The 12946-nt window shown below is 33.3% G+C and carries 11 protein-coding genes; 7 read left to right on the top strand and 4 right to left on the bottom strand.

Features of this window, described 5'->3' with window-relative positions; genetic code table 11:
- Positions 1-33 precede the first annotated feature (33 nt).
- On the top strand, positions 34-828 hold the full coding sequence (locus LG307_RS10650) for a phosphotransferase (RefSeq protein ID WP_404450230.1): 795 nt from the start codon (positions 34-36) through the stop codon (positions 826-828).
- Between the two features lie 1381 nt (positions 829-2209).
- Complete coding sequence (locus LG307_RS10645; RefSeq protein ID WP_404450229.1) at positions 2210-2791, top strand: hypothetical protein; 582 nt, start codon at positions 2210-2212, stop codon at positions 2789-2791.
- A gap of 169 nt (positions 2792-2960) precedes the next feature.
- On the opposite strand, the gene LG307_RS10640 is transcribed toward LG307_RS10645, so the two are convergent.
- The 4 genes from LG307_RS10640 to LG307_RS10625 all read right to left on the bottom strand — a co-directional run bounded on the left by LG307_RS10640 (position 2961) and on the right by LG307_RS10625 (position 6512).
- Entirely contained in the window at positions 2961-5381 is a 2421-nt protein-coding gene (locus LG307_RS10640) for an N-acetylmuramoyl-L-alanine amidase (RefSeq protein WP_404450227.1), read from the bottom strand.
- Positions 5382-5638: 257 nt separating this feature from the next.
- A complete protein-coding gene (locus tag LG307_RS10635) occupies positions 5639-5788 on the bottom strand; it encodes a YvrJ family protein (RefSeq protein WP_404450226.1) in 150 nt (49 codons plus the stop codon).
- Positions 5789-5833: 45 nt separating this feature from the next.
- On the bottom strand, positions 5834-6052 hold the full coding sequence (locus LG307_RS10630) for a hypothetical protein (protein WP_404450225.1): 219 nt from the start codon (positions 6050-6052) through the stop codon (positions 5834-5836).
- A 19-nt stretch (positions 6053-6071) separates the two neighbouring features.
- Positions 6072-6512, bottom strand: a complete 441-nt coding sequence (locus LG307_RS10625) for a sigma-70 family RNA polymerase sigma factor (protein ID WP_404450434.1) — start codon at positions 6510-6512, stop codon at positions 6072-6074.
- A 927-nt stretch (positions 6513-7439) separates the two neighbouring features.
- Between LG307_RS10625 and LG307_RS10620 the strand changes: the two genes are divergently transcribed.
- From LG307_RS10620 to LG307_RS10600, 5 genes are all read left to right on the top strand, one after another.
- Positions 7440-8147, top strand: coding sequence for a class I SAM-dependent methyltransferase (locus LG307_RS10620; protein ID WP_088017024.1), 708 nt, complete (start codon positions 7440-7442; stop codon positions 8145-8147).
- Between the two features lie 86 nt (positions 8148-8233).
- Positions 8234-9148 carry a phosphotransferase family protein gene (locus LG307_RS10615; protein ID WP_404450224.1) on the top strand — a complete coding sequence of 305 codons (915 nt, stop codon included), beginning with the start codon at positions 8234-8236 and terminating at the stop codon, positions 9146-9148.
- A 178-nt stretch (positions 9149-9326) separates the two neighbouring features.
- Positions 9327-10082, top strand: coding sequence for a hypothetical protein (locus LG307_RS10610; protein WP_404450223.1), 756 nt, complete (start codon positions 9327-9329; stop codon positions 10080-10082).
- A gap of 292 nt (positions 10083-10374) precedes the next feature.
- The gene (locus tag LG307_RS10605) at positions 10375-11046 is read left to right on the top strand and encodes a Tn7 transposase TnsA N-terminal domain-containing protein (RefSeq protein WP_404450222.1); all 672 of its coding nucleotides are present in this window, start codon (positions 10375-10377) and stop codon (positions 11044-11046) included.
- A complete protein-coding gene (locus LG307_RS10600) occupies positions 11039-12946 on the top strand; it encodes a hypothetical protein (protein ID WP_404450221.1) in 1908 nt (635 codons plus the stop codon). The genes LG307_RS10605 and LG307_RS10600 overlap by 8 nt, the downstream gene beginning before the upstream one ends.

Genomic DNA, 12946 nt, shown 5'->3' with positions numbered 1-12946 from the left:
GTGTCTTAATTGTTAATATGGGGGAGGAAAACAATGTCAAACTCTAAGGAAGAAGAAAAGTTAGCTGGAGGGAATGTCTCAAGTGTATATCGATCTGAAAATACTGTTCGACGAGAAATAAAACCTAATAGTTTAAAAATACATAAATTATTGCAGCACTTAGAGAGCAAAGGTTTTAATTATGCCCCGAAGTTTTTGGGTATTGATGAAAAAAACAGGGAGATATTATCCTTCATTGAAGGAGAGGCTGGAAATTACCCTTTGAAAAAATATATGTGGTCAAATGATGTGTTAAAAGAAATAGCACATATGCTTCGTCTTTATCATGACGCAGTTAGTGACTTTCCTTTGTTAGATGTATGGATTCCAATTGACAATACTCCTATTAATAGAGAGGTCCTATGTCATAATGATTTTGCTGTGTACAATATTATTTTTAATCATGAACAGCCAGTAGGCATTATTGACTTTGATGTTGCAGCTCCCGGCCCAAGACTTTGGGACATAGCTTACACCCTTTATACATGCGTTCCTTTAAGCAGACTTTATCATAACGAAGCAGGTGAGCCTGTCTATTATAATGCTTTATATGATGCAGAAAGGATCAAAACAAGAATTAAGTTGTTTTTTAATTCTTACGATATTGAAGGTATAGATGAAGGTTATTTAGAGATGGTATTGTTGCGGTTAGAAGGGTTATGTAAATACATGAAGAGAAAGTCCAACGAAGGAGCCACTGCATTTCAAAAAATGATAAACGAAGGACACCTTGAGCATTATGAAAAGGATATAGAATTCATTCGTGAACATGGAAGAGAGTGGTTTTGATCAGAGTAATTAATTGAATTTTAAGGGACTAGACTATTTGATATCTCGAGATCACGTTTTAAACAATCTTGGAGTTTAATCGAAGAACATATACAAGTTATCTCGAAATCGAGTCTTCCGCAATCGGGCGCGATCCTGGAACAAGGATGAGCGCTCATTTTTCATTTTAGGGCCATTTAATGGAATAAGACTACCAATAATATCGGATAATTATATTGTTAATCCTGTGGATTTTATGTTTAAAAGGTAATATTTCTTAAATGCAAAATTGAGCGTGAAGAATATAGAAAAGCGAAATTATATCCTATAGGCATGAAAAAACACCCCGTTATTTGGTATAGTTGATTTGTCGAACGTTTTTAATATTCTTTAGTGTGGATACGATTCAAAAATTAACAAAACTAACAGATTACGAGCTTCCGAAAGTTTATATTTCAGGTGATTCTTCCTATATCTGAAATTGCAGAAATTATTTGAGGTACTTGCTCCTTGTTTTGATCACGCTTTTCAAAAAATGCGATTTTACAAAGGGTGTCGCATGCTTACGCTCGGATGGTATGATGGAGCTACTTATATTCCTGTAGACTTTTCTTTATTGAGCTCAAAAACGAGTCAGATCAATGGAATATCAACTAAGATAGATAAGCGTAGCTTTGAATAAAAGCGCAGTCACGAAGTGCTATAATCTGCACCAGAACAAATTCCTAGTATGATTTGGCGTGCTTTGAACGTTGGGATTGATGCTTCATATGTTTTGATGGATACTTGGTTTACCTATCAACCACTATTAAGAACATCAAGGAACAGGGACTTGATGTCATTGGAATGGTTAAGAATTTAATGTAACGTTACCATGCAAATAAGAATGGAGTGAGTTTAAAAGGACTCTATCATTTAGAATCACCAATTCAAGGAATAAAAGGACTTCTTCGCTCCATTCATACAATCCAAGCTAATAATCTTCCAGTTAAAATAGTTTTGATTTGAAACTATAATAAAATGTGAATGGCTAGTTATTCTGAGTACAGACTGTACGTTAAGCGACCAAGAAATTATAAATATATACGGTATGAAATGGGACGTTGGAGTGTTTTCAAATCAATTAAATCATTATTAAAACACCAGATGGAGTTTCGAAGTTACACCTATGATTCAAGATTTAATGATCAGTCATAAAACGATTGTCTTTGCGCGTTATATTGTTCTGTCTTGGCAAAAACGTTGTAGCACTAACCAAAGAACACTTGGTGGTGTTTAATGAATTAAGTAATTATTGTAACTTTTTTTTCGAATATACGTCATATTATTAGAGGTATAGAAATAATAAATAAATTAATAAATTATATTAAAATAGTTGTTTGTGGAAGGATGATAACTAAATATGGAAACTATAGACACAAAAGTTGATGTAACACTAAAAGCTTGTCAGGAAATAATAAGGTATTCTCCCTCTTATAGATTTATTTATTGGAATTTAATGTTACTTATGTTTCTTATCCCGTTTTATCGTCATATTCAAAGATGGACGGAGAATAATGAACTTTATAATAATAGTTCAAGCTTGTTATCAATTGTAAATAATCAAGATATGGTTCTCACTATTATTGCCATACTTCTCTCATTATTATTTGCACATTTTGCTTGGAAATACATAGCTATAAAATTGTTTGCTAGGAAAATGTATAGATATCACAAAAAAAACAACTTGATGACTCTTAATATCGCTTTAAACAAAGAAAATGGTAGGTTTTTACTTGGAAAAAAGAAAAATGAGTTTATTACAAAACCTAAGGTTATTTCTACAAAATATTTTTATCTCTTTTATTTAAAAAAACATTTAGTTGGAAGGGAACATACTTTTTTCCTGCCTAAACAAAGTGATACTCAAGTAAATCAGAAGGCAGAAGAGATTATCCAGATTTGCAAAAATAAGAATAGCATTATTTTGAAGAAAATAGTGTAAGAGGTTAGTTCTTAATTAATATAATCATTATAACGAATATTTGGTTATAATAGGCGCTTAATAGAAAAAAACCGAGCTAATTCAACATTCTAATTGTAGAATAATGAATTGTAGTTCGGATTTTTCTTTGGCTAGAATACTTTTGTACCAGCCTTTTTGTTACAATGGATTATGCAATGCCAAGCAATTTTTCAAACACTGAAATAATAATAAACAATATCGTGGCAGCGAGCAGCAATTGAGCAAGTATGGTAGTTAAGTAAGGGATAGATAGAAGAATGAGCACTACCACTGAGAATCCAACAACAGTGAATGCAAAATCTCCTAATAATGTTTTAAACTCTGGACTGGTAACATAATTTAAAAACTTATTATATACAGGTTCTGTAACCTGCCCTTTAAGCCCTGGCGTATTTGTGTCCAAGTCTATTTCAATTGTGATTGAAAAACCTGCATCTGTTCCATCGTCAAGTTTAAGATCTGGCATGTTTAACACAATCGTAAATGATGTTTTTGTGCTACTAGTGTTAATTGACATCTGAATGTCTCCAGATTCCATTTGTAGAGCGAATCCTTCTAATAAATCTGGATCAAATGTCACATCGAAAGAGGGCATGTTTTTTTGGATAGTGTCTCTAATTTCCGCAGCGAGTTGCCCTTGAAGTTTTCCATCTTTCACAATAATTTTAGTGTTCGATGAATTTAAATTCTTATATGAAGTCGAGAAAATGAACCTACCTTTTACAAATCCGTAATTAAATGGAAATGGACTTTCATTAACAAACTCTACTGATGGCAAAACCTTCTCTACATCAACTGCTTCCTCGAAAGCAGGATATACCTCATAAAATCTATTAATTTTTTCCTTTCGTAATTCCCTTACTAATTGTTTTCTTTGTTCTTCAGTAAGAATAGGTTTAACGGGACTAATTCCTAATTTGGCAATTATTGGTATTGCAATAGCTGTTGCAAAATCGTTAGACCGAGTTCTTAATAAATTTGCGTCACTAGAGTTAGAAAGAAACGCTGTTTCTACAAGAATTGCTGGCATGGTTGTGTAGGTTATTACCCTAAAATTGTCCTGCTTTGCTCCTCTATTTGGTATTCCCAATCTATTAGAAATCGAACTAGAAATATCTGCAGATAAGGCAGCCTCCGACGGGGAAGGATTAAAAGTAAAGCACTCTGTACCTCTTGCTGAACTATTAGGGTTAGCATTGCAGTGGATAGATACAAATAAATCTGCTCCACTACTATTTGCCTTGTTCACAATTTCATTTAAATCATTGTATGTGTCGTAGTAGCGTCGATATTGTACATTAGCTCCATTTTGTTCGAGAATTCTTCCTAATTCTCGAGTTATTGCTAAGTTCACATCTTTTTCTACTAAACCGTTTCCACTTGCTCCAGGATCTCTTCCACCATGTCCAGCATCTAAGAAAATTTTAACCCCATTAGGATTAGAAAATACTGGGTCCACACTTCCTCCTCCAGGAGCTGTATTACCCGCTGTATTCCCAAATATAGGCGTTGCTGTAATGGAACTATCTGCATCTCGAGGAGCAAAAATATTAACTCTACCAAAGCTTTCAGTATTAATTGTGTAAGAGTTAGTTGCTACAGTTCCTAAAATCCTATATGACAGGCCTCCAAATTGTGAGGGTCCTAATCTTCCAACCTCATTTCCTGCTACAAGAGGTACACCTAAAGGATAAACTCGCCAAGTACTGATATGAGGCATTAAGTTTAAATAATGTCCATGTGTCGCACCCGAAGATCCATCTGCAGAACCTAAATGAAGTGGTGAAGTAGTAATTGAACTATCGTTATCTCGTGGAGCGTATATATTAACTCTCCCAAAACTTTCTGTCAAAATTGTATAAACATCACTAGATGGGTTACCTAGAATTTCATATGATAAACCTCCGAATCGCGATGGTGCTAATTGCCCAACCTCATTTCCTGCAACTAGGTTTACACCTAAAGGGTAAACTCTCCATGATGTCATATGAGGTGCTAAATTCAAGAACTGCCCAGCACCCGATTCAGAAGACCCACGATTACCACCATTTGAAAACTGAGGACTATTTGTAATGGTGCTGTCACTATCCCGTGGAGCAAAAATATTAACTCTTCCGTAACTTTCAGTTTCAATAGTGTGTAAGTTTGCTGATGGTTCATTAATAATACGATATGATAATCCACCGAATCGTGATGGAGCTAGAGTACCAATCTCGTTACCTGCAACAGGACTTACGCCAACAGGATATACTCTCCATGATGTCATGTGTGGTTGGAGATTCAAATAACTTCCTGAACCAGTCGAATTCGATTCATTATCAAATCTAGCAACCAAAGTAATTGTACTGTCATTATCTCGAGGGGCGTAAATGTTTACTGTCCCAAAACTTTGAGTTTGGATTGTATAAAGATCTGTTCCAGGATTTCCAATTATTCGATAAGATAGCCCTCCAAATGTTGCAGGTGCTATTATTCCCACTTCGTTACCAGAAACAGGTGAAACTCCAATTGCATATACTCTCCATGTTGTCATATGGGGCATTAAATTTAGAAATTTTCCTATAGACATAGTTATTCTCCTTTTCTATTAAAATTTTTTTTGAGGTGCGAACTTGATAAGTCAATATACACATTTACAAGAGAGGTACTAACAAGTCAACATAAGATCTGACAGTGTCTAATTTTCCACAAAGGCTATCTAACAAAATTCGATGTACTTATATTTTATAATTAATCATCTCCTGAATATTATTGCATGTGACTGATTGTCACTTGCTACTATATAAAGAGGAAAATCTTTGTATAAAATCAACCTTCTATAAAATTTTATAGTTTATTTTTCATTGCTTGCTGCAACTTAGTTATGGCTTCTGTCAAGTTTTCAATTCTTTTTTCAAAGCGAATAAGCAGGTATATGGCAATCATGACTGGGAAACCGAAATTCCCTAGTATAGTAATTATTAGTGGCATTTCCATCAATTCTTCCCCCTTTAAATAGATAAAGCTAACACATATTAAATGTTAGCTCGCTGTTTTACGTTTATCGTAGTTTTCCTTGTATTCAGTAAACGTAAGAGGAGACTCAATTTTGCCATTAATAATTGCTTCCACGACTTTTAACTTTATCTCTTGCTCCAAATCCTCTCTGTTGTTTAGATCCGTATTTCGAGATGATTTCTTTATTTTGTTGTCAACAAGAACTAAAGCTTGCATCAGAATAGATTCATAAAACTTGCTCATAGATACCAACTCCTTTGGTTTATGAATTGTTTTTTAATTGTCTTTGAATTTTCTTTAAGGCTCGCTTTTTTGTTTTAGTAACATTTTGGGGTGTTTCATCAAATAAGCGTGCAATGTCTACCTGTTTTTTGTTTTCGATAAATATAAGGTGCAATATTTGAAGTTCTTTTTCAGACAATTTGTTGAGAGCAAAGAAAAGTTCATCGTTTCCAATAACATCCATCAGATTAAGTTCAACTTCCATATCAATTTCATATTGTTGTTGTTGTTCGTAAGTTAGGAGATCTGCTAAAGTGGATTCGTATTCCGAGCCATCGATTGGTCTATCTAAAATCATCGGGGACCTAAATTTTTCCTGCCTCGACCTTTTGTCGAAATCAATAGAATAAAAATGGGAAAGTGTTGCAATATATTTAACTAGCCTATAAAGTGAAAAATGCTTTAAAAAAAGAGAGTCCAGCTTACACTTGGATTTTTCATCTTCTTGAATAATAGCTTTTTCGAGTAGTTCTACATGAGAAGAATCTTGTTGAAAAAAACCCTTTACAACCGGCTGTGAGAAAAAGTCCCCGTTTTGATTTATATAGTCTTCTACGTTGCTGTACTTCTTAATAATAATCGACCTCCATTCTTTATTTCTCTAACTATTAAAGTGAAAAAAAACAAAAGAAAATCAACCAATATACGAACGTTTGTTCTTATATTTTAGCATGAATTAATTAGTATTTGTCAATTTCTTGCGATTAGCGGTAGAAAAGAACCACCAATCTCCTTTTCTTTAAGACTTAAATAGTTCTAATTGTATACATGGAAATAAGGTAGGAGGGGAGGGATTCTTATAGAATTATTCGTGCAAAATTAAGGGTACAATTAAGTTGTTAAATGACGTTTCAATAATCGAGAACCTAGTGATAATGATGAGCCTAAACCAAACTGGAAGCCATTTAAAAACTAAATTCTTCATCCTATTAAATAAAACATCGATCTTCCGCAATCGGGCGCATTTCTGTAATAAGAAATGTGTCTTTTTATATTTAATCGTATTGTTCCTGGATCTGGGACTAGAGAATACATAAGAAAATCACTTTGTAACATTATTGTAATGTTTGTAACATTATATTGATGCTGTTAATATTCGAGGCGTGTTTAAATGTGCCTTACGCCTATTTAGAGCTTATTTCATAAAAGTGTGTACAGTCCCTTTGAAAGATATTTTTAAAGGGATTTAGGTATGTTAGTAAAGCTTTAATAGGTAATTAAAATCTACTTCTAGGATTTTTTTAATATTATTAATAATCTGATTTTAATAGTTCTTTAACAAAGAAGAAGGGAAATGTTGGTATAATTAGGCGTAATCACAAATTTTGTTAAAAAGGGGACTGTTTTAATGGAATCTATTTATAATAATGATGATTTGTTGAAAATGCTAGATCAATTACTAATTGAAAATTCTAGTTTTAACTGGGATAACTTTTATACCGATCGTGATAGGAATGTCCCTTTCTTTGCTAATTATCCTGATGAAAACCTTGTAGAATACTTTGAGAAAGGTCTATTCCAACCAGGGAAAAGAGTTTTAGAATTAGGTTGTGGACCAGGACGAAATGCAATTTTCTTTGCTGAAAATGGATGTGTTGTTGATGCTGTTGATTTATCAGAAGAAGCATTGGAGTGGGGAAGGCAACGTGCAGAAAAGAAGAACTTGACGGTGAATTTTAGTAAGGACAATATATTTAATTTAAACAAAAATGAAGAAAGTTACGATATAGTTTATGATTCAGGATGCTTCCATCATATTGCACCCCACAGAAGAATGAGTTATTTGAATTTAGTTAGAAAAGCATTAAAGCCTAATGGCCTATTTGGCATTACTTGTTTTAAGCAAGGTGGTAAATTTGGAGGAAGCGATATTTCAGATTGGGATGTTTATAGATTGCGAAGCCTTCAGGGAGGTTTAGGTTTTACAGGGGAAAAATTAAGGAGTATTTTTAATGATTTTAGAGAAGTAGAAGTGCGTGATATGAAAGAAATAGATATGTCCAAAAAAATTTTTGGTGTATCAGGTTTGTTAACTGGTGTTTTTCGAAAATATTAATAAATTTAACGGATGTGTATTCTTCACCATTATTAGATTTATACGGAGTAGAAACAGAAGGAGAAGGAAGGAGATGGTAGAAAGTAATGAGCCTTACGAAGGAAAGAATTGCAATTTTGCAAAAAAGAATCTTGTTGGTTTTGAATAAACAAGATAATTGGAACGTTAAAATGATTAAGTTTCTAAACAATGGTGTTGTAAATGCAGTATTTATTTTGGAAGAGGAGAGTCGAGGAATCTTGATTGCCAGAACTCCATGGAGGCTGGACGAGTCAATTGGAAATCTCTATTCGAATGAAGATGTAGCTTCGCTAAATAAAGAAGCAACTAACGCAAAACATTGTTTCAATCATGGTTTAAAAGTCCCCAGAGTAATTTATCTTCACTTGAGCAAAGAAATTAACTTTCTTGTTTCAGAATATATACACGGTGATGAAAGTACGATCTCTGCAGCTGATATCGGAAATCTCGTCTCAGCTATACATAAAACACCGCTTAAAGGCTTGAGCATAATTGATCAGGAAAACCGTTCCTTTTATAATATTGTGTCAAGCAGGATTGTGGAAAGAATCAGCACATTAAATAAACTTCTATCAACTAATTTAACTGTACCATCCATAAAAGAAATTGAGGAAACTTTGGTTATGACAAAAACAGACCATTGCCTCATTCACCTTGATATAAGAACTCCAAATATTATTAGATACAAAGGGGAAATAAAAGCAGTCATAGATTGGGATAATGCATTTATAGGTGATCCGTTAATGGAGTTAATGAGAATTTTAGAAACGCGTGAAATAGACATCTTGGAATTTCAAAAAGGGTATAATAATGATAATATACTAATTTCTTCTTCACTGCCAAATAGTACTTTATATCGACTTGATACGGCTTTAATGCTTGCAATTTTATTTACAACCTACATTAAAGATAATGTTAAAGGACAGTATTACCTTCAAAGGTCTTATTATTTAAGTAACTCATTAAAAAGAAGTCTATAAAAATCCGGTAATATTTCTAGTTGTTTATAGTGGAATAATCTTCCGCAATCGGGCGCTAGAACCGAAGAGTGGGAGCTGTCGTAAGGTAGCTCCTTTGACTTATTACGCAAAAAAAGCAATTAGTGTAGGTTTCATAAAACTTAAATCCGAGGAAAAGATATCCTTGGAGGTGCTAAAAATGAAAAGAAATATGATAATAATAATTACTTTAGGCATTATATTTCTATCAACACAAACAGTAATGGCGACACCACCTTTTAAAGAGGGTAATGTAGTTAGTAACTTTATACATACGTTAGTTAGAAAGGGTGAAAAAGAATCAAGGGCATTTACAGTTCCTGAGGTTAAAATACCAGAAATACGAGAAAAAACACCCATCACCGGGTTTTCTGGATTAAATTCCCCTAATGAAAATGTAAGAGTATTAATTGGCTACTTTGAAAGTGGAGAGAATGAATCAGAAAGAATTGCGTTTATATGGGAAGTAACATCGAACAAAGAAAAAGTTACTGATATTAGAGTAGTGTTCGATGGTTCTAATCCATTTATAGATGAAGCAAAAGCAATTCAAGAGTATCAAGATAAAAGGAATACTCCTATACTTACAGCCTCCGAGTTTCCTTTTGACATTACCCATATTGACGCAGATTTTGATAAAGATACACTAATGTTGAGGTATAAGAATGCTGATTTACAAGGATTAGTTCAGATAAAAATAGTACCAAGTGATACTGATCTAAAGAAGTTAAAAGGTGAAAATGATGAATATTATACATTGAAGAGTGGTACGAAAGCTCTGTATCAGAATGTTCCTTCTGCCCATCAACTTATTTTTCAACATAGGAATTCAAGGTATTTAATTGGTATAAGTAAAACAACGAAAAAAGATATTACAGTGGGGGATTTACTTAAAATTGCTAATTCAATGTTCTAAGAATTAGGGCTGCTACGGGCGCCCTTTTCTCTTTAAAGAAGAGAATTTGGTAGATGTTTGATAATCCTTACTCGTGAGTTATACAACTGAGCAGTTATAAACGCTCCAAGCTTCTTTCGCTTGGAGCGTTTTTACTTACATAATAATAATTCACAATAAAATAAGTTTCAAAAAGTGAAAAAGGGGTAAGCTTCTTAATGACGAAATATTTAGAAAATTATTAGTTTATTAATTATCTATTTTGCCAATAATAATGAGGGTATTAATTCATTTCGTAAAGGATGGTTTTATTATGTATAGTCCTCTAAAACAAAAAAACATTAGCCATTATGGGAACAACATTTGGCACTGTTTTAGTTACAAGATTAATCGTGATGTTATGTTTTATAGTGAATTGGAGTATCATCATTGGATATTGATAGAGTGTACTAGAGAAATAAAATCATTCTGTGAACAACCGCGTGAAATGAGTGCCTACATAGACAATGAAGTAAAGAGATCAGTAGTAGATATGTGGATTGAATGGCACGACGGCACACAGGAATTCATAGAAGTTAAGTATGAAAAAGATATAAAAAACCTAAGCGATGTAAAGAATCGGGTTGCTACCCAAATTAAAGTACAGGAAAAGTGGTGTAAAGAAAACAATTATATTTATCGAATTGCAACAGAGAAACACATTAGACAATATCCACTCTTAGATAACTATAAAATCCTTCTTCCGTATTTTAAACTTCATAGAAACCCTTCAGATCAAACCTCAATAAATCAGCAACTGGTATTAGAGGAACTTTCATACAAAAAACCTTTTAGCTTTAGGCAATTATTTCACAATTTAAGCACTTTGACACTTACAGAATTTTATGATGCTGTTTTCACTTTATATATTGATCAACAGATATGGATAGACATGAAAAGCACTCTGCTTAATTCCGAAACAGAGGTGGTAATAGAAAATGATTAATAAAGAAAATATATCTCGTGACTTATGGCCCTCTGTAAATATAGAATGCCTCAGTGAAAGAGATAAAGACATCTTTTTGAATAGAAAATATGCAGTAGATGCTTATATAGAAAACAACAAAAGTGTAAAAGAAATTTGCAAAACCAGTGGAATTGCAAGATCAGAACTGTATAGGTTGATTGGGAGGTGTTTAGAAACTAATGTAAAGGGAGTCCCCTATGGATACACGGCATTGATACCCTATAAAAGAACCATTGAATACAAGCGAAAACAGACGATTGACGGCTTTAAGGACGACAAAAATTTAACCGGAGCATTTAATAAATTCTTAAAAATCTATCCACAACTAGAAGAATTAATTTTCGACTTAGTATTTCCAAATAAGAGGAGAGGACCCCAATCTTCGGTCTTGAGAGTCAAGGAAATTCATAAAAAATTCATACAGGAATGTAGAAAATTAGATATTTCACCAGACAATGGAGATTATCCCTTTAATACGGAAGACTATGCCAAAAGATCACTATACCGCTATATAGATAATTTAAAAAGCAAAAATCCTTCTAAAACTATAAGCTCATACGGTTCTAATGCAAAAATGTTATATAACAATACAGGTATAGGAGAGTCTCCTAAGAACATCGAACGACCATTCGAAAGGGTAGAGTTTGATGGACATAAGATTGATGTCTCATTAGCTATTAAGTATACAACTTTAGAAGGTGATGAAGTTGTTGAAACAATTGATAGAATATGGTTGCTTGCGATTAGGGATTGTGCAACCAGAGTTGTTTTGGGATACCATATTTGCTTAGCTAAAGAATATTCTGCTTTAGATGTACTACTATGCATCAAGAAATCAATTCTTCCTCACAAATCTCCCAATTTTACTATACCGGGCTTAAATGCCCCCGTAAAAGGATATCATTCACAAGTCATCCCTGAAACAAAGTTTGCAGTTTGGGGAGAAATTTCAATGGATAATGCCAAAGCTAATCTTGCGAAAATTGTAAAGGATATTTGTAAAAAAATCATAGGCTGTGGTGTGAATGCAGGCCCAGTAGCAACTCCTACTAGAAGGCCAATTATAGAGAAATTTTTTGATTTATTAGAGGAGAATGGATTTCACCGATTAACTAATACAACTGGAAGTAAGCCGTCTGATCCAAGAAGAAAAGACTCTGAAAACGAGGCGAAAAAATATGAAATTACACCTTATGAAATTGAACAACTTGTCGAGATCTTGATTGCTCAAGAAAATAATAGACCATCCAAAGGTTTAAATTCATTAACACCATTAGAAGCGATGCGGCAAAGGATTAATAGAATGATGCCTTTCAAGACATTAGAAGAAGAATACAGGGATGGTAAAGAATTGACCTCTCAATACGATACAAGAACAGTAAGAGGAAAAATAACAGACGGTAGAAGACCCTACATTCATTACTTGGGTGTTGATTATAGGAATGAAATTCTTGCCGACTCTTTCCATCTTGTTAACACAATGTTATCACTTAAAATAGACACAGAAGACTTACGTTTTATTACTGCCTTCTTACCTGATGGCAGCGAGCTTGGAATTTTAACAGCTAATGGAAAGTGGGGTATTAGGAAACATTCTCTAAAACTTAGAAAAGTAATAATTAATCTGATTAAGAAAGGGGAAATAAGGTTAGCTTTTGATGATGATCCTCTTGATTTTTACCATGATTATTTAAGGGAAAAAGGCGCAAAAAATAAAAATTCAAGAAACCAAATTGCTCAAATGCAAAGTCATCAAAGAGAAAATCCAAATGATAAAACTAACTTTGTTGTTAACTCCCAAATAAATTTAACAGATGAACAGTCAAATCAAAGAAAGAAGAAAAAAAGACCAGCTGAAAGATATTTTTTCAATTCTTGA

It is taken from the genome of Sutcliffiella horikoshii (assembly GCF_044809035.1).
GTDB lineage: Bacteria > Bacillota > Bacilli > Bacillales > Bacillaceae_I > Sutcliffiella_A > Sutcliffiella_A horikoshii_G.
This window is presented reverse-complemented; position numbering and strand designations above follow the sequence as displayed.